The organism is Corynebacterium sp. UMB9976 (assembly GCF_030212265.1).
Taxonomy (GTDB): domain Bacteria; phylum Actinomycetota; class Actinomycetes; order Mycobacteriales; family Mycobacteriaceae; genus Corynebacterium.
Window position 1 is genome coordinate 11,580 of the sequence record NZ_JASODY010000011.1, and the last position, 26,709, is coordinate 38,288.

General features: G+C 66.5%; 22 protein-coding genes. 10 read left to right on the forward strand and 12 right to left on the reverse strand.

The features are described 5' to 3' along the window. Positions 1-109 precede the first annotated feature (109 nt). The 5 genes from QP140_RS06380 to QP140_RS06400 form a co-directional block, all read right to left on the reverse strand. Positions 110-946, reverse strand: coding sequence for an ABC transporter ATP-binding protein (locus tag QP140_RS06380; RefSeq protein ID WP_070759185.1), 837 nt, complete (start codon positions 944-946; stop codon positions 110-112). Further along, positions 943-2,016, reverse strand: coding sequence for a FecCD family ABC transporter permease (locus QP140_RS06385; RefSeq protein ID WP_246818117.1), 1,074 nt, complete (start codon positions 2,014-2,016; stop codon positions 943-945). Before QP140_RS06385 ends, QP140_RS06380 begins: the two co-directional genes overlap by 4 nt. Then, the gene (locus QP140_RS06390) at positions 2,013-3,062 is read right to left on the reverse strand and encodes a FecCD family ABC transporter permease (protein WP_284758705.1); all 1,050 of its coding nucleotides are present in this window, start codon (positions 3,060-3,062) and stop codon (positions 2,013-2,015) included. Before QP140_RS06390 ends, QP140_RS06385 begins: the two co-directional genes overlap by 4 nt. A 58-nt stretch (positions 3,063-3,120) precedes the next feature. Further along, entirely contained in the window at positions 3,121-4,185 is a 1,065-nt protein-coding gene (locus tag QP140_RS06395; protein WP_070759184.1) for an iron-siderophore ABC transporter substrate-binding protein, read from the reverse strand. 239 nt (positions 4,186-4,424) lie between these two features. Next, positions 4,425-5,258 (reverse strand): helix-turn-helix transcriptional regulator, encoded by an 834-nt coding sequence (locus QP140_RS06400; protein WP_052127050.1) that lies wholly within the window; start codon positions 5,256-5,258, stop codon positions 4,425-4,427. Between the two features lie 121 nt (positions 5,259-5,379). Here QP140_RS06400 and QP140_RS06405 point away from each other — a divergent pair, with 121 nt between their 5' ends. From QP140_RS06405 to QP140_RS06415, 3 genes are read left to right on the forward strand one after another with little or no spacing between them, the layout of a single operon-like run. After that, complete coding sequence (locus QP140_RS06405; RefSeq protein WP_052127051.1) at positions 5,380-7,014, forward strand: ABC transporter transmembrane domain-containing protein; 1,635 nt, start codon at positions 5,380-5,382, stop codon at positions 7,012-7,014. After that, positions 7,011-8,789: an ABC transporter ATP-binding protein gene (locus QP140_RS06410; RefSeq protein ID WP_070759183.1), complete on the forward strand. Its 1,779-nt coding sequence runs from the start codon at positions 7,011-7,013 to the stop codon at positions 8,787-8,789. Before QP140_RS06405 ends, QP140_RS06410 begins: the two co-directional genes overlap by 4 nt. A gap of 4 nt (positions 8,790-8,793) precedes the next feature. After that, complete coding sequence (locus tag QP140_RS06415) at positions 8,794-9,585, forward strand: siderophore-interacting protein (RefSeq protein WP_070759182.1); 792 nt, start codon at positions 8,794-8,796, stop codon at positions 9,583-9,585. Positions 9,586-9,751: 166 nt separating this feature from the next. On the opposite strand, the gene mobF is transcribed toward QP140_RS06415, so the two are convergent. The 5 genes from mobF to QP140_RS06440 all read right to left on the reverse strand — a co-directional run bounded on the left by mobF (position 9,752) and on the right by QP140_RS06440 (position 17,058). Further along, positions 9,752-13,207 (reverse strand): MobF family relaxase, encoded by a 3,456-nt coding sequence (mobF, locus tag QP140_RS06420; protein ID WP_246818115.1) that lies wholly within the window; start codon positions 13,205-13,207, stop codon positions 9,752-9,754. Between the two features lie 187 nt (positions 13,208-13,394). Continuing rightward, positions 13,395-14,402 (reverse strand): FecCD family ABC transporter permease, encoded by a 1,008-nt coding sequence (locus tag QP140_RS06425; RefSeq protein ID WP_034375273.1) that lies wholly within the window; start codon positions 14,400-14,402, stop codon positions 13,395-13,397. Beyond that, positions 14,399-15,409 carry a FecCD family ABC transporter permease gene (locus tag QP140_RS06430; protein ID WP_070759181.1) on the reverse strand — a complete coding sequence of 337 codons (1,011 nt, stop codon included), beginning with the start codon at positions 15,407-15,409 and terminating at the stop codon, positions 14,399-14,401. Before QP140_RS06430 ends, QP140_RS06425 begins: the two co-directional genes overlap by 4 nt. Further along, on the reverse strand, positions 15,406-16,425 hold the full coding sequence (locus QP140_RS06435) for an ABC transporter substrate-binding protein (RefSeq protein ID WP_284758706.1): 1,020 nt from the start codon (positions 16,423-16,425) through the stop codon (positions 15,406-15,408). The genes QP140_RS06430 and QP140_RS06435 overlap by 4 nt, the downstream gene beginning before the upstream one ends. Before the next feature lie 33 nt (positions 16,426-16,458). After that, positions 16,459-17,058, reverse strand: coding sequence for a TetR/AcrR family transcriptional regulator (locus QP140_RS06440; protein ID WP_070759195.1), 600 nt, complete (start codon positions 17,056-17,058; stop codon positions 16,459-16,461). A gap of 54 nt (positions 17,059-17,112) precedes the next feature. On the opposite strand from QP140_RS06440, the gene QP140_RS06445 reads away from it, so the two are divergent. Genes QP140_RS06445 through QP140_RS06455 form a run of 3 tightly spaced genes read left to right on the forward strand, consistent with a single transcriptional unit; the run spans position 17,113 to position 21,187 of the window. Next, complete coding sequence (locus QP140_RS06445) at positions 17,113-18,720, forward strand: ATP-binding cassette domain-containing protein (RefSeq protein ID WP_034375285.1); 1,608 nt, start codon at positions 17,113-17,115, stop codon at positions 18,718-18,720. After that, positions 18,717-20,312 (forward strand): ATP-binding cassette domain-containing protein, encoded by a 1,596-nt coding sequence (locus tag QP140_RS06450; RefSeq protein ID WP_034375287.1) that lies wholly within the window; start codon positions 18,717-18,719, stop codon positions 20,310-20,312. The genes QP140_RS06445 and QP140_RS06450 overlap by 4 nt, the downstream gene beginning before the upstream one ends. Beyond that, on the forward strand, positions 20,309-21,187 hold the full coding sequence (locus tag QP140_RS06455) for a siderophore-interacting protein (RefSeq protein WP_034375290.1): 879 nt from the start codon (positions 20,309-20,311) through the stop codon (positions 21,185-21,187). The genes QP140_RS06450 and QP140_RS06455 overlap by 4 nt, the downstream gene beginning before the upstream one ends. Here the strand turns inward: QP140_RS06455 and QP140_RS06460 are convergent. Further along, positions 21,184-22,617 carry an MFS transporter gene (locus tag QP140_RS06460; RefSeq protein ID WP_218079000.1) on the reverse strand — a complete coding sequence of 478 codons (1,434 nt, stop codon included), beginning with the start codon at positions 22,615-22,617 and terminating at the stop codon, positions 21,184-21,186. The two genes, QP140_RS06455 and QP140_RS06460, sit on opposite strands and share 4 nt — an antisense overlap. Positions 22,618-22,667: 50 nt before the next feature. Between QP140_RS06460 and soxR the strand changes: the two genes are divergently transcribed. Further along, positions 22,668-23,129 (forward strand): redox-sensitive transcriptional activator SoxR, encoded by a 462-nt coding sequence (gene soxR / locus QP140_RS06465; RefSeq protein ID WP_034375295.1) that lies wholly within the window; start codon positions 22,668-22,670, stop codon positions 23,127-23,129. A gap of 131 nt (positions 23,130-23,260) precedes the next feature. Here soxR and QP140_RS06470 read toward each other — a convergent pair whose 3' ends face one another. Continuing rightward, positions 23,261-24,619 carry an aminotransferase-like domain-containing protein gene (locus QP140_RS06470; RefSeq protein WP_034375297.1) on the reverse strand — a complete coding sequence of 453 codons (1,359 nt, stop codon included), beginning with the start codon at positions 24,617-24,619 and terminating at the stop codon, positions 23,261-23,263. Positions 24,620-24,729: 110 nt separating this feature from the next. Between QP140_RS06470 and QP140_RS06475 the strand changes: the two genes are divergently transcribed. From QP140_RS06475 to QP140_RS06485, 3 genes are all read left to right on the forward strand, one after another. Beyond that, a complete protein-coding gene (locus QP140_RS06475) occupies positions 24,730-25,335 on the forward strand; it encodes a LysE family translocator (RefSeq protein WP_034375299.1) in 606 nt (201 codons plus the stop codon). 141 nt (positions 25,336-25,476) lie between these two features. After that, the gene (locus tag QP140_RS06480; RefSeq protein ID WP_034375303.1) at positions 25,477-26,109 is read left to right on the forward strand and encodes a ClpP family protease; all 633 of its coding nucleotides are present in this window, start codon (positions 25,477-25,479) and stop codon (positions 26,107-26,109) included. Then, positions 26,106-26,693: a ClpP family protease gene (locus tag QP140_RS06485; protein WP_034375306.1), complete on the forward strand. Its 588-nt coding sequence runs from the start codon at positions 26,106-26,108 to the stop codon at positions 26,691-26,693. Before QP140_RS06480 ends, QP140_RS06485 begins: the two co-directional genes overlap by 4 nt. The last annotated feature ends 16 nt before the right edge of the window (positions 26,694-26,709 follow it).

Below are 26,709 nucleotides of genomic sequence, written 5' to 3' on the forward strand. Positions count from 1 at the left end.
ACATCTGCCGTTGCCCTTGCGACAGATCCCCGCAGGGCGCTCGCGAGCGATACCCGCGAGGGTGAACGAGCGCCGTGAGACGTCGCTGTGCGCCTTGGCGATTGCCGGCTCAGGAGGCAAGCGGTCGTCGGACGACGCGACGAGGGATGACCAGCGGTGTGCCGGTTTCGGGGTCGGGTTGGATGAGGCAGGGAAGGTCGTAGACGTCCTCGACGAGCTCGGCGGTGAGGACCTGGTCTGGTGCACCGGACGCGACGACCGCGCCGTCCTTCATGACGATGAGGTGGTCGGCGTACCGGGCGGCCTGGTTGAGGTCGTGGAGGACGACCACGATGGTGCGGCGCAGCTCGCTGCGGAGTGTCTCGAACAGTTCGAGGAGCCCGTACTGGTGGGAGATGTCGAGAAACGTGGTCGGTTCGTCGAGGAGTAGGACTGGGGTCTGCTGGGCGAGGGCCATCGCGACCCAGACGCGCTGGCGCTGCCCGCCGGAGAGTTCTTCGACGAGTCTTCCAGACAGGTCAGCGGTGCCGGTGGCTTCGAGGGCGGCGGTGACGGCGGCCTCGTCCTCGGCGGACCACCGGTCGAACATACCCTGGTGCGGGTAGCGCCCGCGGGCGACGAGATCGGCGACGCGTATCCCGTCCGGGGCGAGAGAGGTCTGCGGAAGCAGGCCGAGCCGGGTGGCGAGCTGTTTCGGTGGCAGACGGTGGATGTCGTCTCCGTCGAGCAGGATCGCGCCATCGAGGGCCGGGAGGACGCGGGCAATCGTGCGCAGCAGGGTTGATTTTCCACATGCGTTGGGGCCAATGATGGCGGTGTACGAGCCGCGAGCGATGGTGATGTCGACCCCATCGACGATGATCCGCTTGTCGTACCCGGCGCGCACGGCGACTGTGCGTACTGCGTCGACGGCGACGGTGCCGGTGGCGGGATTGGTCGTGGTCATGTTCTCCTCCGAAACTCCGAGATTAGCAGCCAGGCGAGGTATGCGCCGCCGAGTGAGACGGTGACGACACCGACAGGCACCCCGATGCGCTGGGCGAGGACGTCGGACGTGAGCAGGCTAAATGCGCCCACGAGCGCCGAGGGGACGAGCAGTAGTCCCGATCCGCGCACCAGGCGACGCGCGATCTGCGGGGCGGCCAGGGCTATGAACGAGATGGGGCCGGCGGCGGCGGTGACAAGCGCGGTGAGGGCGACGCCGACGACGACGGCGAGGGCGCGGGTGCGGTTGGCGCGTACGCCGAGCGATTGGGCGGTGGCGTCGCCCAGTTCGAGCTGGCGCAGGCCCGGGGCGAGCATCGTCACGGCGGCGAGCAGGATGAGCAGGAGCGCTGACATGGGCCAGAGCTGGTCGTGGCCGAGTGCGTTGAAGGATCCGGCTGCCCAGACGGCGGCGAGCATAGCGGTGTCGACGCTGGTGGACAACATGAGTGCGGAGTTGAGCGAGGAGAGCAGGGCGGCGACGCCGATGCCCATGATGATCAGCCGGAACGATTGCACGGATCCGCCCACCGTGGCGAGGAGATAGACGATAGCGGCGGTGATGATGCCGCCGACGATGGCACCCGTGGCGATGTCGAGGTAGCGGGTGGATCCGAGAAGGAGCATGACGAGGATCGCGCCGGTGTAGGAGCCGGAGGAGAAGCCGATGATGTCCGGGGAACCGAGCGGGTTGCGGGTGAGGGTTTGGAAGATGGCGCCGGCGATGGCGAGAGCGATGCCGCAGGCGATTGCGAACAGTGCCCGCGGCAGTCTCCATCCCAAGACGAGCATGTTCGTCTGCTTGCTGGCGGTGCCGGTGAGCGCGGCGACGACGTCGCCGAGGGGCACGGGGTAGGTGCCGAGGGTGAGGGAGATGATCGCGAGGATCAGGGTGAGCAGTGCGAGGGTGGCGCAGACCGCGAGGACACGTACGCTGACCACGCCCGAGACCCGTGGCACGCGAATGACGATCGCGCGGTATCCGTGGTCGAAGGTGTCGCGCCCGGGACTGCGGCGGGAGTAGGTGCTCACAGGCCGCTCACCCCCCGTCGTCGTGCGAGGACGATGAGCACCGGGGCACCGATGACGGCGGTGACAAGGCCTACGCGCAGTTCTCCACTGGGGAGGATGACTCGGCCGAGGATGTCGGACAGCAGCAGAATCGGTGAGACGACGATCGTGTAGGCGAAGATCCATCGCTGATCGGGGCCCACGAACCAGCGCACGACGTGCGGCACCATGAGCCCGACGAACCCGATCGGTCCCGCCAGCGCGGTCGCCGTGCCGGCGAGCAGGGTGACGGCGACGATCACGACGATCCGCACCCGCCCGGCACGAACCCCGAGCGAGGCGGCGAGCTCGTCTCCGAGCGCGAGGGCGTTGAGCGCTCGGGCGGTGCCAAGGCCGAGCAGGAGCCCGAGAAGAATCAGCGGCGCGAAGGAGAGGACGATATCGAGCTGTCGACCGCCGATGGATCCGACGCCCCAGAATCGGAGGTCGTCGAAGGTGTCACGGTTGCCGAGAACGATCGCGGTGGTGAGGCCGCCCAGCACTGCGCTGATCGCCACACCCGCGAGGGTGAGCTTCGCCGGGGTGGCTTTGCCGCCGCCGACGGCGCCAAGCGCGTACACGAGTATCGTGACAGCGCCGACGCCGAGCAACGCGAACCATACGTAGCCCAGCGGGGCGGCGATGCCGAGGAACCCGACCGCCATCGTCACCGCGAACGTCGCCCCGGCATTCACGCCGAGGATGCCGGGATCAGCGAGGGGGTTCCGGGTGTACGCCTGGATCAGTGCCCCGCACATCCCGAGCGCCGGGCCCACGACCAAGCCGACGACCGTGCGCGGCACGCGCAGCTCGAGAATTATCACGTGCTCATCGATCGTGTGATCATACGCCCACAGCGCGTCCCAGATCGTCGGCAGTGCGATAGCTCGAGCTCCGACGCCAACGCTGAGCATGACAACGACAGCAAGAACGGCGGTCGCGACACCGAGACCAGCCAGTCGAAACGCCCCGGAGCGGGCCACACCGGACGGTGCCGCCCGCTCCTCGAGCGCACGGGCGGCTGTCACTGTCGGGACGCTCACCTGCTCGAATCCGGATCGATGGGATGAACCCTGGAGCACCGTGTCACTGGGCCCTGCGCACGACGGCGCCACCGTCGATCGCCGCGGAGATGTCCTTGATGTAGCCCTGCTCGATCGCCCACTGGATGCTGAGCACGCTGGGACCGCTGGTGGCCATGCCGAGCGTGTTGTCCTCGGCGATGAAGTAGCGGCCGTTCGCGATCGGGTCCCACCGGTTGAAGACCGGGTGCTCGAGCGTGTGCTTGGTGTCGGCGTCGGCATACGACCACGCCAGGACGACATCCGCCTCCACCGAATCGAGCTCCTCGAGACTGATGCCGCCGTACCAGGTGTCCGCCGGCACGTCTGCGGTCTTCGCAGCGAGCTGCGGAGTGTCGACCATGCCGAACTCGTGCAGCAGCCGCACGCGCGGGTCCTCGCTGATATAGGCGGTGATCTCCGTTGCCCCCGAGGAGAAGGTCGTGCTGTAGAGGAACGAGGCCCCTTTGAGGTTGGGGTACTTCGCGGCTTCCTCGGCGATGGCTGCCTCGGTCTGTTCGATCAGCTCGGCGGCTTTGTCTTCCTCGCCGAGGATCTTACCGATGATCTCGGTGTGCTCCTGCCACGTGCCGGCAGTGAACGGCCGATCCATGTACCCAACGGTCGGGGCGATCTCGCTGAGCCGCTTGTACTCTGTCTCGGTGAAGCCGGAGTACACGCCGATGATGACGTCCGGCTGGAGGGCCAGGATCTGCTCGTAGTCAGGGCCGTCCTCGGTCACGTTGATGACCTCCGGCATCTGCGCGCCCAGCTCGTTCTCGATCTGGTGACGGAACCACGGGGTGAAGCCCTCCTCGTCGCCGCCCCACGTCTCGGGAACGCCGACCGGAACGACGCCGAGCGCGGCGACGATGTCGTGGTTCATCCAACTCAGCGTCACCACGCGCTCCGGTTTCTCCGGAATCGTCGTGTCGCCCAACGCGTGTTCGATCGTGCGAGGGTAACTCGATTCCGTCGCGGCCGCCCCGTCGGGGGCTGCGCTCGAGTCGGGCGTGGACGAGCAGCCGGTGGCCAAAAGGATCGATGCGACGAGTGCGACGAGCGCGCCGGTGCGACGTAAAACGGACATGAGTCCTCTCAGTGATGTGATCAGGTGTCTCCGGTGGAAGACCTCCAGCAGCCAGGTTAGGCCAGCCGTAGCTCACTCTAGAGAATGATGCTTGCCGAAAACGGACACCTTCTTGCGTTGAACGGACACGAGCTCACCGCCGCTCCTGTCACATCGACATGAGGAGGCTCCCGCACGAGCAGCACCCAGGAAAAGGCACCGCCGAGCGTCATCGACCATGACCCCGAGGAGCACCTTCGTCAGTCGTCATTATTGGCGGGCAGGAATCGGTGCGGCGGACGCCCCATGACACGGTGGAATGCGGCGCTGAAGGCGCTGAAGGTGGCATAGCCGACTCTGCGTGCCACCATCCCGACGGGGGTCCCGTCGCTGAGGAGACGGACCGCGGCGGACATGCGTGCGGCCATGCGCCACTGACTGAACGTCATCCCGGTCTCGGCACGAAACGCACGTGCGAGTGTGCGAGCGCTGGTAGAGGTGATCCATGCCCAGTCCTCGATCGAGCGGTCATCGGCAGGGTCACGCATGATCGCCCGGGCGATTGGAGCGATGCGCGGATCCCGCGGGAGCGGCAGTTCGATCACAGGGAACACTTCATCTGCAACGAGCTCGAGACAGACCCGCTGGGCGCGCAAGCGCTGCTGGCGAGGCATACCGGTGATCGCCAGATGTGTGAGAAGCTCACGCAGAGCGGCGTTCACGGTGACCGGGCGCACCTCCGCTGCGGGGCCGTCCCACGCCTCGGGTAGGAGGTGCAGAGCAGCGAGCGTGGTGGAGGGGGCGCGGCTTGCCGCGTGCCGCGTTCCGGCGGGCACCCACAGCCCCTGCCCGACGGTGAGTCTGCGTCGGATGCCCTCCACCTCGATCTCGGCTGAGGCGCGTTCCGGCCAGAACACGACATGTTCGGGGTGCGCGTGCTCGACCGGCGAGCACCCATCGGCGTCATCGACGTACGCATATCGCAGGAACCGGGTGGTCAGCAGGTACCCTTCGGGCACGATCCGCTCCCGTACCGGCAAGCCCACAGCATCATCGATGCACTCGCCGGTCGACGACGAATCGAGCAGAGTCACTAGCACCCCTCACTGTCCACGGCCATAGGTCTACTTAGGCAAGCCTAATCTATTTTGCAGTGTCTGATCGGCGACAACATTCGTCATCCCCGCGGTCACCCGCACGCCTAGCGTCTCAAGAGTGACCACCGACACTCCCCTCTTGACGCCACAGACGCCTGGCCGGGTCATACGCGTCGCGCTGTCGCGTGGCGGACGCGGGTGGCGACTGTCGGCGGCGACCGCGGGGCTCATGCTTCACCAGGCGAGCGAGGCAGCGGTACCGATCCTCATCGGCGTGGTCATCGACCGGGCGGTGCTCCCTCGTGATCCGGGCGCGCTGGCGCTTTGGCTGGGTGTGCTGGGAGCGGTGTTCCTCATCCTGTCGTTCAGCTACCAATGGGCGAGCCTGGCGATGGTTCGCATCTACGGGCACGGTGAGCATGACCTGCGGCAGCTCGCGGTCGCCCGGGTGCTGCATCCGCGAGGAATACGAACGCGCCGCACGGGCGAGGTGTTGTCCGTCGTCACGAGCGACACGTATCGGGTTGCCGGCGTCGCGTGGAGCATCGCCGAACAGGCCGCCACCATCGCGGCGCTGCTCACCGCGGTGACTGCGCTGCTACTCATCTCGATCCCGCTCGGCCTCGGAGCGCTGGCTGGGGCGCTGCTGGTGCTGTGGGGCATGGCCGCACTGGCTCGGCCGCTGGAACGTCTGGGCATGGCCGAGCAGAGCGCGGTCTCGCGGGCGAGCGACGTGGCGACGGACGCCATGGAGGGGCTGCGGATCATCCACGGCCTCGCAGCCCATCCGCAGATCGTCGCCCGCTACCGCGAAGCGAGCACAGCCTCCCGCGACGGCGCGATCCGCGCGTCTGGGTCACTGTTGACCTACCAGGCGGTGAGCACGGCAGTATCGGTCCTCTACCTCGGCGCGCTGGCTGCCGTGGCCGGTTGGATGGCGATGCACGGGACGATCACACCGGGGCAGTTGATCACCGTGGTGGGGTTGGCCCAGTTCCTGCAAGCCTCCCTCGACCACATCGGCACATTCGGGGCGAACTGGGCGCACAAGCACGCATCAGCCCGACGCCTGCACGACCTGCTCACCGAGCCGCACACTCTCCCCGACGGACAGGACACGGACCCGGATCACAGCATGCTGCGGTGGGCCACGATGGACGGTCGTGTGATCGAGTCGCAGCCGGGACGGATGATCGGCATCCGGGTGGCCGGCGCCAGGCACGCTCACGACGTGGCCACCCGGCTGGGGTTCCGCAGCGTGCCCGCACCGGGCGAACTCATGCTCGGCGGGGTCGACGCCCTGACCATCGGCCCGGATGCCTACCGGAAGCATGTGCTGGCTCCGCCTCATGATGCGTTCGTGTTCACCGGCAGCATCCGACACAACGTCACCCTCGCGACCTCCCCTTCCTGCGCGTTGAACGACGATCTGGTGAAAGCGACCGCGCTGGACGACGTGATCGAGCATGTCGGATCACCAGACGCGCCCATCGGTGAACAGGGGCGCCGCCTGTCCGGAGGACAGCGACAGCGACTGCTGCTGGCACGAGCGCTGCACACCCCGGCCGATGTTCTCGTGCTCGAGGAACCGACGACCGCGCTCGACCCCATCACGACGCATCGTGTGGGAGCCGGCCTCGCACGATGCGGCCGCACCATCCTGCTGATCACAAGCGACCCGATCCTGCTCGACAGCTGCGCGACGGTCATCGACCTCACCGCGCCCCCGGTTGCACAGGCGGTGCACACGTGACCGAGACGCTGCCCGTCGCATCGATCCGCGACACCCTGCGCACCGTCCGTGGTCTCCTGGCGCGACGACGAGGCCTGATCACCGCGACAGTGGCGTTGCTGCTGACCGGATCTGCCAGTGCATTGGCGATCCCTCCCGTGCTGGGCTGGATCGTCGACATCGTCCTCTCCGGCGTCGACGCGTGGCGCATCCCGTTCGCAGCCGGCATCCTCGTCGCAGCCGGGACCGTCTCGGCCACGACCGCCTGGTGGGGCGGACGGCTGCTGGTGGTCTGTGTGCAGGGGATGCTTGCGCAGCTGCGCGAGGAGGTATTCACCGCCGCGATGCGGATCGATGCCACGACCGTTGAACGGGCGGGAAGCTCGGACGTGGTGTCGCGACTGACGGGTGATGTCGAGGCGGTCACCGAGGCCGGGTCAGGAGTGCTGCCGCGCTTTGTCGGCGCCCTGTTCACGATCGTGCTCACGGCAGTTGGAATCGCCGCGCTTGATCCGCTCCTCGCGCTGGCCGCGCTGATCGCCGTCCCGCTGCAGCTGGTCGCGGTGACGCGGTTCCTGCGCCGCTCGCGCCCTCTGTACGTGCGACTGCGCCGCGAGGAGTCTGACCGCGGACAAGCGATAATCGAGAGCGTCGCCGGAGCCCGCACCATTCGCGCCCATCGTCTCGCCCCTGCTCGTCTCGGACTGATCGCCGAGCGAAGCCTAACCGCGGTAGACACCGCTCGCACGGCCGGCAGGGCGCGAAACGTGTTCAACGGCACGCTCAACCTGGCCGAGTTCGCAGGTCTCGCCGCCGTGCTCACCGTCGGATTCTGGCTCGTGGAGACGGCCGGAATGACCGTCGGGACGGTGACCGCCGCCGCGCTGTTCTTCCACCGCCTGTTCGGCCCCATCGAAGCCTTGCTGTCGAGCATCGATGATCTGCAACGCGCCCAGGCGGGACTCGAGCGTCTCGTCGGCGTGCTGCACAGCACCGCTCCGGCAGCCCCGCGACAACCGATTCGCGATGCCTCCGTCGAGCTCCATCACGTGACGTTCACCTATCCCGGGGCGGGATCGGAACGACCCGCCATCGCCGATGTCAGTATCAAGATCGCCCCGGGGATGCGCGTCGTGCTCGTCGGGGCAAGCGGATCGGGGAAATCGACCACCGCGAGACTCATCGCAGGACTGGCCGAGCCTGACCGGGGCGCCGTGCTCGTCGGGGAACGACCCGCAACCCGAGCCGTGCAGGACTCGAGCAAGCCCGCGGTCATGCTCGTCACGCAAGAGACGCACCTGTTCTCCGGCACACTCGGCGACAACCTGCGACTCGCTCGCGCGGACGCCTCCGACGACGAACTGCGAACCGCCCTCCACGCGGTCGGCGCCCACTGGGTCGACGACCTTGCGCACGGGCTCGACACGCCCGCCCCACAGGATCTCGACGAGCAACGCCTCCAGCAGATCGCGCTTGCCCGCGTCCTGCTCGCCGACCCGCCCATCGTGGTGCTCGACGAAGCATCCGCTCATGCGGGCGCAGACACGACACTCGACCGCGCCGTCGACGCGGCCGTTCACGGACGCACCGCGATCATCATCGCCCATCGTCTCTCCCACGCCGAGCACGCCGACTCGATCGCTGTATTCGAGGCCGGCCGCATCATCGAGCAAGGCGACCTCGACGACCTCCTCGCCCGTGGCGGCGTCTTCCGCTCACTCTGGGAGGCCTGGACACGTGAACGCGACCAGACTTCCCGACCTCAGCCATCGCCCGCATCTCTCGAGGAGGAATAGCCCCATGACCGTCCCTTGCTCCCCCGCCCGCGTCGAACGCGTCGCACGACTCACCCCGCACATGATCCAGATCTCGTTCCAGACCATCGGCGACTGGCGCTGGCCCACCGACGGCACCGGCGACGAACGCATGGATATCGCGATACCCCGCCCCGGCGAGACCGAAGCCGATCTGACGACGTTCAACTCGCCCGAGTACGGGCCCGGGTGGACCGGCGAAGAACCCCCGTGGCGCCATTACACTGTCCGCCGCGTCTACGACGACGGCCGCCGTTTCGATATCGACTTCGCGATCCATGGCGAAGGAATCGCCTCGAACTGGGCCGAACGCGCAGAGCCCGGCCACATCATCGGCGCCTTCCATGGCGGCGGCTCCTACTACCGCCCGCCATCAGACGCGACGTTCCAACTCCTCATCGCCGACGCCACTGGGCTTCCCGGCCTGGGACGCATTATCGAAGAACTCCCCGAGACCACCCGAGCCCTCGCCATCATCGAAGTACCCGAGGCCGCCGACATCCAAACGATCGACTCCGCCGCCACCGTCGAATACCGCTGGCTGACCGGGACCGGAAATGGCCATGGCCCCAGCGCGCTGCCCGCCACCGTTGCTGCGCTTACCCCGCCCGCTGAGCCCTGGTACGCGTGGGCGGCGTGCGAAGCATCCGCCAGCCGCGCTATCCGCAGCGAGCTCCGCAAGCGACTCGGCTCACCCCGCGACCGTCACCACGTGATCGGCTACTGGACCGAAACCAGAGCCGGAAACCAGCCCGCCGATTTAGGGGGCTCTGACTAACAGACTCCTGAAGTGCCACACCGCGATTCTGACGCCACACCGGTTGCAGAGTTTCCGAGCAGAACGCTACACCGAGGACCGGGACCCAGTCGTCACGGCCAGAGGAAGACCACTCGGAGAATCCATGGGGTGTGACACCAAGATGAACGCGCTGCCGTAGTGCGGGTCATAGTCCCAGCCCGTGTCCTGATCGCCCATCTGGATTACGACGCATCGACCCAGCGGGAGAGGAGAGTTGGCGTTGACGCCGTTCGGCTTCATGTTGCGCAAGTTCCCGCTCTACGCGTTTGGCCTCGATAAGCTCAGCTGCGTCATTCGCGGGAATGCCGCGGATTTCCTCGCTCTCGGCACGAAGCAGCGCTGCACGAGCGCGGGCGGCGCGGGCATTACGAGCAGGGTTGAGGGCGCGCATCCCGTGCTGGCGAGCACGCGCGTTCTCCGGCCCGTACTCGCTCGCCAGGAGCACCAGGCGCTCGTTCCGATGACGCTCACTTGTTGCGGCTCGTTCGGTGCGAGCGAATTCGACAGCATGGTCAGCGTCTCGCACTCGGGGATCGGCCTCTGCTCGCCGCCCCGTGACCTGCACAACCCACTCGGGTAGCGCGCTGGGTGTTCGTGGCGGCTCAGCCTCCCACGCATCCCGGACGCGGGCTCGCGTGATCTGCGTTTGTTCGCTCGCGGCGCGGTACTCATCGCGGACCTTGCGCCGCCCGAACCGCCCGACAGTTGCCAGACGTACGCTCGCTGTCCGCTCTGCTTCGACGGTGGCGAGGTACGCCGCGCCGTCGTGCTCGGCTTGCTCGACGAGAGGCGCGGCTACCTCGGCACGCACACGTCCGGCTTCTTTCTCGGCCCGACGAAGCACGGCGATGCTCTCTTCGTATTCGTCACGGTGCCTGGCACGTTGGGCGTCGAGCTGCTTGGCGGTCTGCTCCCACCGCTGCGCCGCCTGTTCTGCGCGCTTGGCTTCCCTATCGAGCCTGGCGAGTTCTGCGTTGACGCGCTGAATCGGGCCGTTCTTGACGATGCCGCGCACTGCTTCCGCAGCTTGCGCGGTGGCGTGCTCGAGGCCTCGGTCGGCGGGGTCGCGCTGCATCGCTGTGACGAACTGCCCCCGAGCATCGGCCAGGTTCTCGGCGATGACGTGCAGCCGGTTGTTCTTTCGGCCTCGGGTCATGCCGACATAGATGCCTGCCGCGCTCGTCGCCTCCGACAGAAACGTGTGGGAGGTGTTGACCGTTGTGCCTTGGACGCCGTAAGCGGTGGCGGCGTAGGACAGGTGCGCGTGTTCGCTCACATACTCGGCAGGTATAGCGACGGTGCGCGGGTTCCGCCGCCCGCTCGCGACTTCCCTCGCATAGAGAGTGCCGTCCTCAGCGACGTGCTGCACAATCCACTGTTGCCGGTTCGCCACGCCCAAACCGGTGTCGTTCTTCCGCGTCTGGATCAGATCACCCCGACCGATGGGCAGATCGTCGCTCCCGGTCACCGTGATCGTGTCGTCGACCTCACCGCGTTCGATGCGTCCCATGCGGATGCGCTCGTTCAAGGCGGCGGCTTCGTCGTTCAAGGCGACGGTGATCGCCTCATCTTGGCTAGCGTTCTCGGCGATGTGGTCGCGGGCCGACTCCTCACCAGTATGGAGCGTCACGAAGCCCATTGCGGCGAGTCGGTCGAACACCTCGCCGGGGTTCTGTCGGTCGCGCATCGTCAACGTGAGTGCTGCGTACTCCGCGTCAGCAAACCTGTGCAGTTCGGTCATGTCGTAGGTGCGGCCGCGTATCTGGGCGGCCATATCGAGCACCCCGCCCCGGCCCACGGCAGGGAGTTGTGCGCGGTCGCCCACGAGCGCGACAATCGCGCCTGCCTCTTGGGTGATGGTGAGGAGGGCGTGGGCAGTGTCTTGGTCGAGCATCCCGGCCTCGTCCACGATCACCCGCTCACCCCGCAACAGCACCGCATCCCGCGCGGGGCCGGTGTAGATCCGTCTGGTGTCGGGGTCGGTGTCACCGGGATTCAGGCGTGTCCATACGCCGTCGCGGTTCCACCGCCATCCGTGGGCGTGCACGAGCGCCGCGACCGATGTTGCAGGTACGCGGAGTTCTTCGTGTGCGACCTGCGCTGCGCGCAACGTCGGTGCAACCACCCGCGACGCCCGCCTGTGTTCGGCGGCAACTTCGATGGCGGTGCGGAGCATCGTCGTTTTCCCGCTCCCCGCAGCGCCTTCCACGATCACGAGCGGGTCGGCCGAAGCGACCGCAGCAGCAGCGGCACTCTGTCCAGCGTCGAGCCCTGCCGCCCGCGCGGCCTCGGTCACGTCCGGGTGCGCATGCTCCTGCCCTGGTGACGCAGCCGCCAGTTGGTCGCGTAGCGCGGTCTCGGCGGCGACCACGGCGAGGCTAGTCAGGTGGGCGACATGCTCCGGCGTTGCCGCCTCTGGCGGGAGGACGGAGAAGCAATCGGAGAGCGCAAGGTTAGTTGCGAGTGCGATGAAGTCGCGCAGCTCGGCAGGTGTGGTTTGCACGCCGTGTTCGGTGGTGATGCGGGTGACGTGCTCCTGAACTGTGTGCGTTGTCCATGCTGATGATGCGGCGGCGCAGCGATCCAATGCCCGTGATGCAACCTCCTGCACCGCAAGCTCATCCAGCGTCACCGCGCGCTGCACTGCACGCTGTTCGACACGTGCGGGATCGTATCCGGCGTCGCGAAGTTCCTGCACCCACCACTGCTCATTCTTCAAATCCGTGGGCTTCTTCCCTGGCCGCTGGTGCGTCCACGCGATGCCCTGCAACTTCGCGCTCATGACCGGGCCGAGCACTTCGCCCGGACGGTCAGCTTCCCATTCGGCTTCGAGCCGGTCAAGGTTGCGTCTGATCTGCGCCGACCGCTTCGACATGACACCGTTGAACGGCTGCAACTCCGTCACCTCCCCGGACACGGGATCGAGGGTCAGGCCGTGCTCTGCGAGGGTCTGCGCGAGGTGCGGGTGCGCGGCGATGACCGCCGTGCCGAGGGCACGAATCACGCCCTGCTGCTTGAACAACGCGGCGGTATCCAGTGCCCGCCACTTTCCAGCCGCCCACACCCGGGTACCGATCTGCATGTGGATATGCCGGTGCGGGTCACCCGCCCGAGAGGTTTTGTGAGTGATGCCGACGACCTGCATCCGCTCGATAGGCAGCACCTCCCGTTGGTCGCGCGGGCCGACCCTCGTCACGGATTGCTGGCCGAGCCAGCGTCGAATCTCTCCCAGTGCGTCCTGCTGCGCCTGATCGAGCGCGGCGGAGACTTCGGGGTGGAGGGCGGCTGCGACCGACAGGCTCTTGGGGGCGTTGATCGCCATCTCCGCGAACAACGGCGACCCCTTCGACCTCTCGCCGGGTTTACGCGGGGTGCCCATCGACTCGCCCGTGAGCGGGTTTATCCAGTCCACCCACCCCTCATACTCCGCGGCGCTCAGGGAACGGGTGGCGGTGACCTCGCCACGAGCATCGAGCACGGTGTATTCGGCGACGGCGTTGTCCGCGCCGAGGTAATACTCGTCAGCGCGCGAACGGTCGGCCTCGACATAACGGCGCGCGGCAGCACCGTTGCCGCGGAACAGGATCACGCCGCCCTTCACCCTGGCCTCCCTCATGAGTCGTCTCATGAAGGAGGTGCGCACACCCCACCCACGGTGGCATACGTGCATAACTGTGTAGATGGTGAAGGCTAAGCGATCTTTCGAGAGGATCTGTTGTGCTCAGGCCTATGCGGGATGGAAGGTGCCGTCTGGCCGTGTGACGCTTCTTCGGCAGGTTCGGGACTGATCATTGACGTCGCAGCAGGATCGAGAGTGTGAGGTAGAGTCCGCCGAGGGTGACGGTGATCGCGCCGACGGGGAGCTGGGTTGGTGCGAAGGCGTGGGCGGCGATCCAGTCGGCGGCGGCGAGCAAGATCGCGCCGGAGACAGTGGCGGCGAGGATCGGTCGGCTGCGTGGGAGCAGGGTCTTTGCGATGTGGGGCGCGGCGAGGGCGATGAACATGATCGGTCCGGCGACCGCGGTGGTGGTGGCGGTGAGGAGTACCGCGGAGATGGCGAGTGTCGTTCTCGTGCGGGGCACTCGTAGGCCGAGTGCTGTGGCGAGGTCGTCGCCGAGGGCGAGGATGCGGAGCGTCGGGAGAACAGTGGCGGTGGCGATTCCAATGATGGCCAGGGTCGTGAGGGCGGGCCAGGCCTGTGCCCAGCGTATGTTGTCCAGGGTGCCGGCGGCCCAGATGGAGCCGGTTGTCGCGGTGGCGGTGTCGGTGCGGTACAGCAACCAGGTGTTGACCGCGGCGAGGAGGGCGCTGATGGCGATCCCGGTGAGGATGAGGCCGCGGCGGACCCCGCTTCGCGTGTGACGGGCGAGGGCGAGCACGAGGACAGCCGTCACGAGGCCGCCGACGATGGAGGCCATTGCGAGAGTGAGGAACCCGCTTGCTGGGAGGAGGAGCAGCGTGAGGAGAACCCCGGTGTATGCGCCGGTGTTGAAGCCGATGACGTCGGGGCTGCCGAGCGGGTTGCGGGTGAGGGATTGGAAGATCGCGCCGGCTGCGCCGAGTGCTGCGCCGAATGCGAGGGCGGTGAGTGCGCGTGGCAGCCGCCAGGTCAGGACGACGGTCGTCGTGAAGTCGTCGGCGCGTCCGAGGAGCGCGTCGAGTACCTCCTGCGGGGTCAGCGGCAGGTCGCCGGAAGTGAGTGAGGCGAGGATCAGACCGGTGAGTGCGAGGGATGCGATCGTCCACCGCCATGCGGTGCGATCACCGGGTCTGTGGTTGGTCGGGCGTCGGGTCATTGGTGTCTCCGGAGGAGGACGAGCATCGCGAGCGCCCCGAGGGCTGCGCAGACGACGCCGACGGGGATCTCTCCTGGCCAGAGGATGATGCGGGACAGGATGTCGGCGGTGAGGACCAGGCCGGCGCCCGTGAACGCGGATATCAGGAGGAGGGGTGCGGTGCGGGGGCCGGTGAAGGGCCGGACGATGTGCGGCACCATGAGGCCGATGAACCCGATGGGTCCGGCGATCGCGGTGGCGGCGCCGACGAGGCACACGGCTGCGAGCCCGGTGCCGGCACGGGTGGCCAGGGGGTGGGAGCCGAGGCCGCGGGCGAGGTCGTCGCCGAGGGCGAGCGCGTCCATCGGGCGGACCAGCAGAAGGGCGATCAGAGCGCCGGCGGCCAGTACCGGGAGGGAGAGGGCGATGACCTCGCGATCGGGGCTTGCGAGCGATCCGGCGGACCAGGCTCGCATCGCGTCGAGAGCGCGGGGGTTCAGCAGGGTGATGGCCGACTGGATACCGGAGATGGTCATGCTGAATGCGACTCCGGCGAGGATCAGCCGAGAACCGTCCGCACGCCCTCGGAGGCCGAGGATGAGCACGACCGTGGTGACCGCTGCGGCACCGATGATCGCGGAGGCGGCGATCCCGAGGGCGGAGCGGAGTCCGAGCCAGCTCATGCCGATCGTCACCGCGAATGCGGCCCCTGATCCGACGCCGAGAAGTCCCGGGTCTGCGAGGGGGTTCCGGGTCATCGCCTGCATGAGCGCCCCGGCCCAGGCCAGTGCAGCACCGACGAGCAGCCCGGCGAGGGTGCGCGGCAGACGTACCTCGCCGACAAGGGTCCGCACGTCCTCCGATCCTTGCCCGCTGACGAGCGCCATGATCTCGGCGGGGCCGACGGGTCGGGAGCCGATCAGTATGCTGGCGGAGGCGAGCAGGCCTACCAGGATGGCTGCGAGGAGCACCGTTGCGAGGAGGCGTGGCCAGCGGGCGGGCCGCGCCTCCTCGAGCGGGCGGGTCACGTCGCGGGGATGAGTTCGAGGCCGGGGCGCAGCTCTTCGAGCAGCCACGGCACGGCCGCGACGTTGGGGTCCTGCAAGGCGGTCGCGGCCTCGAGGCCGACGGGGAAGTACCGCTGCTGCATGATCGGCTGCTGGGACACGATCGGGTCGGACTCGAACTTCTCCTGCAGGGCGTCGGACTGGTACGTCATGAACAGCACGCCGACGTCGTTGAACAGCGGGGCCTGTTCGAAGCTCACGTCGATCGAGCCGGGCACGGAGCCCTGTCCGCCGAGGTCCGTGATCGCGGGGAGGGAGATGAGTCCGAGCTGCTGCATGAACCGGGCGGTGACGTTCTCCTGATCGACCAGGAACACGACCACGCCGTCGCGGGCCTGCCCGTACAGGAAGGTGCCGCCGTCGAGGTTCGGCAGTTCTTCCTTCATCTTCGCGATGGCGTCGTCGGCCTGCTGGATCAGCTGAGCTGCGGCCTCGGGGTCGCCGAGGGCTTGCCCGACGCGCGCGGCGGATTCCTCACTGGTGGCTTGGTAGAGGCCTTCCTCGTAGGTGACGACGGGTGCGATGTCGCTGAGCTGCTGGTACATGGCCTCGTCCAGTGTGAACGCGGCGGTGGCGAGGATGAGGTCAGGCTTAGCGGAGGCGACCTGCTCGACGTTGATGCTCATCGGGTTCACCCAGGTCGTGTCCTCGGGGAGCGGGTCGATGTACGGCAGGTTCTTGTCATCGCCTGCTCCGGCGACCGACGTGAATGATTCGGGCGCGAGCACCACCTCCGCACCCATCGCCGATGCCAGCGCCACGTCGGCGTAGCCGAGGGCGGCGATCCGTTCGGGCTTGTCCGTGATCGTGACGTCGCCGTAGGCGTTGTGCAGGGTCAGCGGGAATGCGCCGTCGCCGGGTGTGGATCCGTCCGTGGAAGGCGCCGTAGGCCCGGAGGCACAGCCGGCGAGTAGCAGCGCGCCGGCCAACACTGCAGCCATCGCGGAGGCGGTACGGGTATATGCGGATCTGAGCATGGATCTTTCTCGTTTCTTTGCTGGGGTATGGCCTTAGGCGGCGGACAGGATGCCCGCCACGGCTTCGAACACTCGCGCCGGGGTCTGCGCCGCGTCGAGTTCCTGCCAGCGCGGCGCCAGTTCCGTGACGACGGGGAGCAGCACGCGGGCTCCGTCGTGTTCGGGGAGAACGCTCGGGCGGTCCCGCTTGTCGCAGGTGATGGTGGCCTGCCCGAGGATGGTTGCGAACATGGTTCGGTAGAACACGAACGCTGCCTCGTCATCGAGCCCGGCGTGGCGTGCGCAGGAGAGGAACCCTTCCGGGAACCGGAGGCCGGCCGGGCTTGCGAGCCTGCCGGTGGAGATCAGGCGGATCATCCATGGGTGCTCGACGAGGAAGCCGTGCAGGCACAGGGCGAGATCGACCGAGTCCCGTACGGGGTCGTGTGAGGGTACCGGGAAGGCGATCGTCTCGGAGACGCGCTCCACCAGTGCGAGTAGCAGCGCGTCGCGATCTGCGAAGTGGTGGTACAGCGCCATCGGGGTCACACCCAGCTTCGTGGCAAGGGAACGCATCGAGAGCGCAACCTCGCCATCGGAACGTATGACGGCGAGGGCCTCGTCCACGATCTGCGCGGGAACCAGTTTGTTCACAATGTCATCCAATTCGTTTAGGGTCACCCTAACTATACACGTATAGTTTTGGGGGTGACAACCACGACACCTCTCTTCGACCCCGCCGTCCTGCGACTGCTGCGTCCCTCCCTCCCGGCGCTGGCCGTTGCAGCGGCTGGCGCGACGCTCTCGGGTCTGTGCGGTCTGGCCGCGATGTGGCAGATCGTGCGCATGATCGACACCCCGGCCCCCGAAGGGGTGGGTTGGGCCTGCGGCGCCTGGCTGTGCGCGGCGCTCCTGGCTGCGGGTGCTTCGTGGCTCGCGCACGCTGTCGAGGGGCGGTTCGAGGCGCGTGTGCGACGCGAGGTGGCCGGTAGTCTGCTCCGGCTGCCGGCCGATCGTTTGGCCGCCTACCCGACGGATCGGTCGCGTCGGCTCGTCTCCGAGGACGTCGCCGCGCTGCACCACATGATCGCCCACCTTCCCGCGGAGGCAGCCACCCTCGTCGCGGTCCCCATGTGCGCCGTTCTACTGATGCTGGCACTCGCCGGGCCCGTATCCCTGCTCGCCCTCGTCCCGGGGGTGCTCGCCGGGGCGGCCTACCTCACGGTGATCCCACGACTCTCGGCGAGACATGGTGCCGAGCGGGGTCGGGTGATGGGCGAGATCACGACCGCGATCGACGACTACGCCCGTGGCATCCATGTCTTCCGCAGCTACGGCGCAGCGGAAGGCGCCCTCGCGGACTATACGGACGCCGCCCGGCGCTTCACCACCGGCATGCTCGCCTGGGTGCGACGCGTCGCCACTCCCGCCGCGGTCGCCGTCGGCCTGCTGCAAGCGGCCGCGAGTTACGCCATCGCCTACGCGGTCGGCTCCGCCCGGGAGCCCGCCGTGCTCGCGGCAATCCTCCTGCTCAGCCTCGCCCTCGTCACGCCCGCACTCCGGCTCGGACACGGCCTCGACTACATCAGCGCGGGGCGGGCCGCTGCCTCACGCATCGGGGCGCTCCTCGCCGAACCTGTGCTGCCGCACGGCAGCGCGAACCCGATTGATGGGCCGGCGGGCGTTCTGGCGGACGGGATCGTGGTCTCGGTGGGCGAGCGGAGGATCCTTGACGGGCTCGCCCTGACCGCGCCGGCGTCCGCGGTGACGGCGGTCACGGGCCCGAGTGGTGCGGGAAAGAGCACCCTCCTTCGCGTGCTCGCGGGCCTGCAGCCGCCTGTGAGCGGCATCGTCAGGATCGGCGGAACCGACGTGTCGGCGTTCTCCGAAGAGGCACGGCCGGAGGCGGTTCTGCTGATCCCGCAGGGCGGCGACGTGCTTCCCGCAAGCATCCGCGAGAACCTTCGCCTGACCGCCCCCGATGCCGACGACGCGACGCTGACGGCCGCCCTCGCTCGCGCCCAGCTCGACCTCCCGCTCGATACCGACGCCGCCCTGCTGTCAGGTGGAGAGCGCCAGCGCGTTTCGCTTGCCCGCGCGTTCCTCGCGCCCGCGGGCGCGATCCTGCTCGACGAGCCCACGAGCGCCCTCGACGACGCGACAGCCACCCGCTTCTGGGACGAACTCGAAGAACTCGCCCGCGCTGACGGGAAGACCGTCGTGGCGGTCACCCACGATCCGCGCCTCGCCGACCGAGCCGACCATGTCCTCAGGCTCCTCCCGGCGGCCGCGCCTACGGAAGGAGACGACCGATGAATCGCAGCACCTCTGCAACCGAGCAGGCGCGGCCGGGCTTCCCGACCCCGGCGAGACGGCGGATCGCATGGATCGGCACCGGCTGGGTGCTCGTAGCCCTCGCCGAAGCTACCGCCTACACGGTCCTTGCCGTCGCGATCCGTGACCGGGGCGGCGTCCTGCCCGTGCTCGCCGCAGCGGCGGTGTCGCTGGTCGCCACCGTGCTGGTCTCCCGCACCGGGTATCTGGGCGGCGCGCGATTGGCCGGCGACCTCTACGCCCAGCTCGGCCAATCCCTTTCGGCCGCGAAGCTGTCCTGGTTCACGGCAGATAACCGCGCACTCGTGACCACCGTTGCCGGACGCAGCATCCCGGCGCTGATGGGTGTGCCCGCCCATCAGCTGCAGACAGTGATCTGCGCGCCGCTCGTCCCTCTGCTCATGATTGTTGCGGTCGGACTCGTGTCCGGTGCTCGCGAGGCAGGCGTGCTCGCCCTCTTACTTCTGGCCGCCCTCGCCGCGCAGATGCTCGCGCAACGCCATCTGCAACGCGCTGACGCCGAACGTCATCGCATCGAGCAGGAGGCGACGCGCGCGACGATGGAACTCGTCGACCACCTCGAACTGATCCGCACCGCAGCCGGTCCCCGAGGTCTCGTCCGCGCAGATGAAGCATGGGCACGACAGGAACAGGCCATGGCGCGAACCAACCGTGCCGCAGCGCCCGCAACCCTCGTGTCCTCTCTCGCATCGGCCACGCCCGTTGCCGGGATGCTGATCCTTCTTGCCGTGTCCGGACAGTTCGCGGCCCCGGCGGCAGCCCTCGCGTTGCTGGTGCTCACCATCCGAGCGTCCGCTCCGATCGACGAACTCGCCCTCGCCGGCGTCAGCCTGAACGACGTACGCTCACACAGCTCGGCCTACCATTCCGCCGCGACGGCGCCAAGCCTTCCCGCCGCCGCTCACCCCGTACCTCCGGCAGGTTCAGAGATCGAACTCCGCAACGTCGGACATCCTCCCGCCCTGCGAACGATCACCGCGACCATTCCCCCAGGGGCACGTGTCCACGTCGCCGGACCCAGCGGTGCGGGCAAGAGCACCATCCTCGGACTGTTGCAGCGCTTCGACGACCCTGCCGAGGGCACCGTCACACTTGGCGGCGTCTCGCTCTCCGCACTCGAGGAGGCGGAGATCACCGCAAGAATCGCCTACGTCCCCCAGGATCCCGTCGTGCTCACCGGCACGCTCGCCGAGAACATCAGACTCGGCCGCCCCGGAGCCTCCGACGACGAGATCATCCACGCGGCCGAGCGCGCCCAACTGGGCGAGGTGATCGCTCGCGACCCGCTCGGCATCCACCAGCACCTCGGCGTCCACGGGCAAGCGCTCTCCGGAGGTGAACGTCAACGCGTCGCGCTCGCACGCGCTCTCCTCAAGAACGCACCGGTGCTCGTGCTCGACGAGGCCACCTCCGCTCTCGACGCGGCCACAGAACAGCGGATCGCCGACGCCCTCGCTGACATCGATGCGACTCTCGTCTTCGTCACACACCGCGACCCCGCCATCTGGCACCCCGACCACACCATCCCCTTGGAAGGACCACAGCCGGCATGACTACCATCCGCCGTCGCATCCGCGAACTCACGCAGCAGACCATGCGTCCCGTCTCCGCCAACGCCGAGATCACCAGCATTCACAGCATCGCCCCGAGCTACACGCGCGTCACCCTCGCCTCGGCAGGCCTGGCCGACTACAAGCCCACACTGCCCGCAGACGGCATCAAAATCGCCGTACCTGGGAAGAACGGCGCGCCCGAGATGCGAGCGATGACCGTCTCACGCCGACTCGCACCCGAAACGATCGAGATCGACGTCCTCACCCATACGAGCGGTATCCTCCTGCCCTGGCTGGCCCAGGCCCGCCCGGGCGACCACGTCGATGTGTATGCTGTCCGCCGCGAGTGGGCGCTCGGTGATGAGGTCATCGAGCACATTCTCATCGCTGACGCCAGTGCACTCCCCGCAGCTGCCACGATCCTCCACGCCATCCCGGAAGCAAACCGGGTACATGCCTGGCTTCACATCCCAGAATCCGACGATAGCGTGCTCATCCCGACGCACCCCGGCCTCCAACTGCATCTCCGCACAGGTAACGGGTGGACACCGACAGAACTCTGCGACGAACTCGATAAAACGCTCCCCACGATCCCCCTCAAGACTGGAGTACAGACCTGGCTCGCTGCCGAAGCCTCGACCGTCGCAGAGGCACGCCGATGCCTCATCCGGCACGGACAGGATCGAGACCACCTGTTCGCCGCCGCCTACTGGAAGCACGGCCAAGACAGCACAACACGCGACGAACACATCCGACACGCCTTCTCGGAGACGATGACGCGAGACCTCGACCTCACTGATCCCGACACGCGCGCCGAGACTGAAATGCTCGCGGACGATATCGACGCTAAGCCAAAGGCTGCGCCTGCCTCTTAACGTGCTGTTCGAGGCTTCCTGGTGACAGAAAGCGCGGTAAAAATGCCGACGAGGGTGATAACGGCGATTCCCAGGATGAGCCAGCGGGCTGCTGTGAGGTCGCTCGCGCCGCCGAGGACGAGCAGGTTTCCTGCGATCGCCGAGGTGAGGGTGAACGCAATCAACTGCGTCGTGCTGACAGCGGCTGCGGCCTTTGCACCTTCGACCTCGTCGTCGCTGCTACTCATCGCTGCGACCGACAGGTGCGGGAAAGCAAGTCCGATACCGACACCCGCGATCAATAGCACGACCACCCACAATACGACCGTGAGCGCCGAAGCGTCCGTGACTTGCAATAGCCCGTAGGCGACCAGGCCAAAGGTGAGGAGCACTGGACCGGTACGAGTAAACGCGCGAGCTACGTTCCCGGTGGCGTTCGCACTGAAAAGTTGAGCAACCACCCACCCAAGCGAGAGAACCGCCCCCAGGAGGCCTGCCAGCAACGGGGAGAGGTTCGCGAGCTGCTGTCCAAACAGCGGGATGAAATTCTCGGTCATGACGCCCGCACATAGCGCTGCGACCGTGAGGTACACCCATTTGAGTTGGTTGCCGCGGGTATAGGTGAGTCGAGGAAGCACCCCGTTAACGTCACGAGCATCGACCGCGAGAAACACGATGAGAAGAAGCAGCCCTGCGCCGATCATCACCGGCACCCAGTTACTTGAAAGGGTGGAGCTGAGGCTGAGTGTTGCTGACGTGAGGGCGAGGGCGATGATTGAAGGGATCGGCACTCGAGCCTGTGGAGACTTCGCAGGTTTATGTCGGGGCAAGGCACGCAGCGTCACGAACGTTAGGGCGATCGCAAGCGCGGCGAGCACACCGAACGCGGGGCGCCATGCGTCGAGTTCGGCGAACACGCCGCCGAGTGCAGGACCTACGAGAGTGCCGATGCCGAACATCGCGGACACCACTCCGGTGCCACGAGTCCAGAGGGTCTGGGGTAGAACGCTGCGGATCACCGCGTAGCCGAGGCCCGTGAGTAGGCCCGCGCCAAAGCCTTGTACTGCTCGCCCGGTCACGAACAGTTCCATCGTTGGGCTTGCTGCGCTGATGAGGGTCCCGGCAGCGAAGAGCAGGTACGCGGTGACGTAGGCTCGGGCAGCTCCCTGCGTGGTGAGCATGCGGCTGACGAACATCGTCGCTATCACCGCTGTGATCAAATACCCGGTTGACGCCCAGGCGTAGTATTGCTCACCACCGATCTCTGAAACCACGGTTGGCATGAGCGCTGCGGTGAAGTACAGGTTCATGGCGTACAGGCCGACCCCGCTCGCCATGACGATGACTGCCGATAGGTGCGGCTTCGAGAAGAGCGCCCTCCACCCGGATTGGGTTTCAGGAATAGCGGAGGGCGTGGGCTGCTGCGGGTGTTCCGGTGTCGATGAAGTCACATCAGCTACGCTAGAACTTCAAGTTCACTTGAAGTCAAGGAGAAGGCGCTGTGAGCTACGCACCCACGGATCTCCTCACGGTTGGGGAAGTCGCTCGACGCGCTGGAATCGCTACCAGCGCGGTCAGGTTCTATGAGGATCAGGGTTTGATCTCTTCCGTTCGTACGGCTGGGAACCAGCGCCGGTATCCCAGGTATGTGCTGCGTCGGATCGGGATCATCAGCGCTGCCCGTCGTTTTGGTATTCCTTTGGCCGAGGTTGCGCAGGTGTTCGAGTCACTGCCTGAGAACCGGATGCCGGGAAAGGCCGACTGGCGAAAGATCTCTAAACGCTGGCACGAGCGACTTGAAGCGAGACGACGAGAACTGGAACGTCTTGAAGAAGAACTCGTTGGCTGCATCGGCTGCGGTTGCCTCTCGCTCAATACCTGTCGCATTCTCAACCCCGATGACCAGCTTTCCGCTGAAGGCCCTGGTGCCAGACGATTGCGATACTCCGCCGAAGGGGACTGAGGTTGAGCCAGAGGTCCGGCACGGTTGCCGTCGACGGCTCGTGAACTGCGACGCGGGAGACGAGGACCCAACCCGCTGGGCTCTCGATCGTTCGGATGCTTCCACCTTGCGTGCCTCTGTGGCCTTCCTCTTTAGGGCATCGTCTCAATGAGGCGTTTGAGCCGCGCGAGCCCGCGTTCGAGTTGCCGAGGATCGGGGCGGCCGATGCACACACGGAGACCCGATTCTTCACTCGACGGATCAGTGAGCGTTGCTGTCGGAGGCGTGACGAGTATGCCTTCGCGCGCTGCCAGGTGCGCGGTTTCCTCTGCTTGGGCCCTGGGCATCGGGAGCCAGAGGTGGAAGCCGCCAGAGGGAAGAAACGGGATACGGTCGGCGAGCATCGACCCGGCGAGGTCGAGCCGTTCTTCGGATTCGGCGCGCAACGCGATAGCGATATCGGCGGCGGTGCCGTCAGAGATCCATCGCGCGACAAGTTCAGCCATTAACGGGCTGACCCCCAGGGTCGTTGCTTGGAGGACGGCACGTCCCTGGAGCTGGTTGTTTTCGGGAGAGACGAGGGTACCGACTCGGAGGCCTGGACTTAGGCTCTTGGAGAAGCCGTTGACGTACCAGGTTCTTTCGGGGGCGAGCGTTGCCAACGGTGTTGTCTGGGCGGCTCGGAACACCGAGTAGACATCGTCTTCAATGATGGTGGCATCATACTTGCGGCACACGTCGACGATGCTGGTCCGTCGTCGTTGATCCATGACGTAGCCGAACGGGTTGTGCAGAGTTGGTGTCAGATACACGATCCGAGAAGGTGCGTCCTGAGTTGATCTCAGCACGTCTGCGAGCACGTCAGGGATCACTCCGTGGTCATCAGTGCGTACGGAGATGAGTTGTTTCCCGGTTTGCCGGACCGACTCAAGGGCTCCTGGATAGGTATGTGCTTCAGTGATCACGACCCCTCTGGGCTCACCTGCAGCAGCGAAGGCGACAGCGAGAGCATGTTGTGCGCCATGTGTAATCAGCACTCGTTCAGCCGTAACCGGCATGCCCTGGGTGCTCAACCAAGTGGCGATCGCCTGTCGATGACGCAGCATGCCGAGTGGGTCGGAGTAGGTCGAGAGGTCGGTCGTTGATACAAGCTGAGGCAGGGCTGTCAACGTGCTTGCCAGCTTTCGGGCGGCAAGCATCGGCGGCGGAACGTTGACAGACAGGTCTATGAGCTCAGTCCCGTCGCGTGGACAGTCCGGCGCAGCAACGAATGTGCCCCGTCCATGTTCGCCAGTAACCAACCCTCGGCGTTCAAGGTTCATGTAGGCACGCGTTACCGTGCCCACCGATATACCCAACCGCCGGGCTAGATCACGATGTGCAGGCAGGCGCGCCCCGGGGGCAATCTCGCCACGGAGAATGTCGCTCTCAAGTGCTCCCGCGAGTCTCTCGTGGAGGGCTGCTGTGCCACCGTCCTCGATCCACGGGTGCCAGGTCGATCGTGTACTCATCGGAAGTCAAGTGTACTAGGACACCTGCCGCATTGAGCCGATGAGTGTCACACTCGCAGTGTGTGTGAAAGATCCAATCCTGCGCCCTCCCTGCCGGGGGCTGTCCCCGGATGAATACTGACACGCTCCTCGCTCTGGGGTTCTATGCTCTGGTCACTTCGATCACTCCTGGACCGAACAACCTGATGCTCCTCGCCTCCGGGGTCAATTTCGGCTTCGCCAAGACGCTCCCGCACCTCGCCGGGATCAGCATCGGATTCGGAGTGATGGTATTCGGAGTCGGGCTCGGTTTTGCCGAACTGTTCACCGCGTACCCGCCCCTCTACACCGGGGTACGGATCGTTGGGGCGCTGTATCTCGTTTGGCTCGCCTGGCAGATCGCCACAGCCCCCGCACCGTCCGACAGCGGAACGCGCCGGAGACCCCTCGGATTCCTTGGCGCCGCCGCGTTTCAGTGGGTGAACCCGAAAGCATGGGTGATGGCAGTAGGAGCGTCCGCGAACTACCTCCCAGCCGGGGCAACCGTGGTGCAGGTAGCGGTCGTCGCCATCATTTACGCGCTGGTCAACGCGCCGAGCGTTGCGTTGTGGGCGCTGTTCGGATCAAGTGTTCGAGGTTGGCTCCAGCGCGCTCAGAACAGGCGCATGTTCAACATCCTCATGGCGATTCTTCTCCTGGCAACCCTGTACCCCATGCTGACGGCACGCCTCGGCTAACAACGAAGCCTGCCGTCAGGTAGATCGACAGAAAGCTGCAGCCGTGTAGTCCGATCTGGCACCGGTGCCTCTCTGCTGTGGGCAGCTCTGCCAACAGCAGATACCTCAACGCGCTGCTGCGCTGAGAGCGACGATTGAAGCATGAGCGATTCCCCGAAACAGCCACTGTTCACCGAATCCGTAAGACGCGAACTGTACGAGCGAAGGGTGCTCGTCCTCGATGGGCCGCTCGATGACGACAACGGCACCTTGCTCGCAACACAACTCATCAGCCTTGCCTCGATTGACTCGTCAGCCGATATCGCACTGTGGATTCATTCTCCTGGCGGATCGGTACCGGCGATGCTCGCGATACGTGACGTCATGAACACGATCCCCAACGACGTTTCAACGCTCGTTTTCGGTATCGCATACAGCGCCGGACAGTTCCTGCTCTCCGCGGGCACCAAAGGCAAACGGAAGGCGTTCCCACACGCCCGCGTACTCATGCACCAGGGCTCGGCCGGAATCGGCGGTGCCGCTGTGGACATCGCGTTACAAGCGGACGACCTCCGCCACACGCGCGATACCGTTCTCGGGTTGATCGCGGAGGACACCGGACAACCGGTCGAACGCATCTTTGAAGACTCCTTGCACGACCACTGGTACTCAGCTTTGCAGGCCCGCGAGTACGGCTTCATCGACACCATCGTGGGTTCCTTCGACGACTACCGGCCCCAGCAACGCCAGACGGTGACCGGGTTCACTTCCGAGCCGAAGGGGTCAAGCCGATGAGCAGCTACACCATTCCCAATGTCATCGCGCAACATCCTCGTGGTGAACGCATCATGGACGTGTATTCCCACCTGCTCACCGAGCGTGTCGTCTACTTAGGAACCGGGATCGACGCGGGAGTCGCCAACGCCCTCATCGCACAACTGCTGTACCTCGAAGCAGACAGTCCTGATAGTGACATCCAGCTCTACATCAACTGCGAGGGCGGCGACCCGAGCGCTATGCTCGCCATTTACGACACGATGAAGTTCATCAAGCCTAATGTCGCCACAACATGTGTCGGGCAAGCGGTATCCGTCGGAGCAGTGCTTCTCGCCGCTGGCGCACCAGGGAAACGTGCGGCGCTGCCGCACGCACGGATCGTGCTCCACCAGCCAGCCGCGCAAGGCCGAGGGACGATCCCCGATCTCATCTTGCAAGCCGATGAAGTCATCAGACTACGCTCCGACATCGAGGGCGTACTCGCGCACCACACGGGCCAGAGCATCGAAACGCTCCGCGCGGACACCGACCATGATCGGGTGTTCACCGCGAGCACCGCCCGCGATTACGGACTTCTTGACCATGTGATCGCGCAACGGTGATAGCAGGATGGCTGGC

Bases quoted from the DNA above. Each gene is read 5' to 3' on its own strand.
- QP140_RS06395 (WP_070759184.1), bottom strand. From the start codon at position 4,185: ATGTCCGTTTTACGTCGCACCGGCGCGCTCGTCGCACTCGTCGCATCG.
- QP140_RS06425 (WP_034375273.1), bottom strand. From the start codon at position 14,402: ATGACCCGACGCCCGACCAACCACAGACCCGGTGATCGCACCGCATGG.
- QP140_RS06470 (WP_034375297.1), bottom strand. From the start codon at position 24,619: ATGAGTACACGATCGACCTGGCACCCGTGGATCGAGGACGGTGGCACA.
- QP140_RS06415 (WP_070759182.1), top strand. From the start codon at position 8,794: ATGACCGTCCCTTGCTCCCCCGCCCGCGTCGAACGCGTCGCACGACTC.
- QP140_RS06380 (WP_070759185.1), bottom strand. From the start codon at position 946: ATGACCACGACCAATCCCGCCACCGGCACCGTCGCCGTCGACGCAGTA.
- QP140_RS06435 (WP_284758706.1), bottom strand. From the start codon at position 16,425: ATGCTCAGATCCGCATATACCCGTACCGCCTCCGCGATGGCTGCAGTG.
- QP140_RS06475 (WP_034375299.1), top strand. From the start codon at position 24,730: ATGAATACTGACACGCTCCTCGCTCTGGGGTTCTATGCTCTGGTCACT.
- QP140_RS06450 (WP_034375287.1), top strand. From the start codon at position 18,717: ATGAATCGCAGCACCTCTGCAACCGAGCAGGCGCGGCCGGGCTTCCCG.
- QP140_RS06480 (WP_034375303.1), top strand. From the start codon at position 25,477: ATGAGCGATTCCCCGAAACAGCCACTGTTCACCGAATCCGTAAGACGC.
- QP140_RS06485 (WP_034375306.1), top strand. From the start codon at position 26,106: ATGAGCAGCTACACCATTCCCAATGTCATCGCGCAACATCCTCGTGGT.
- QP140_RS06455 (WP_034375290.1), top strand. From the start codon at position 20,309: ATGACTACCATCCGCCGTCGCATCCGCGAACTCACGCAGCAGACCATG.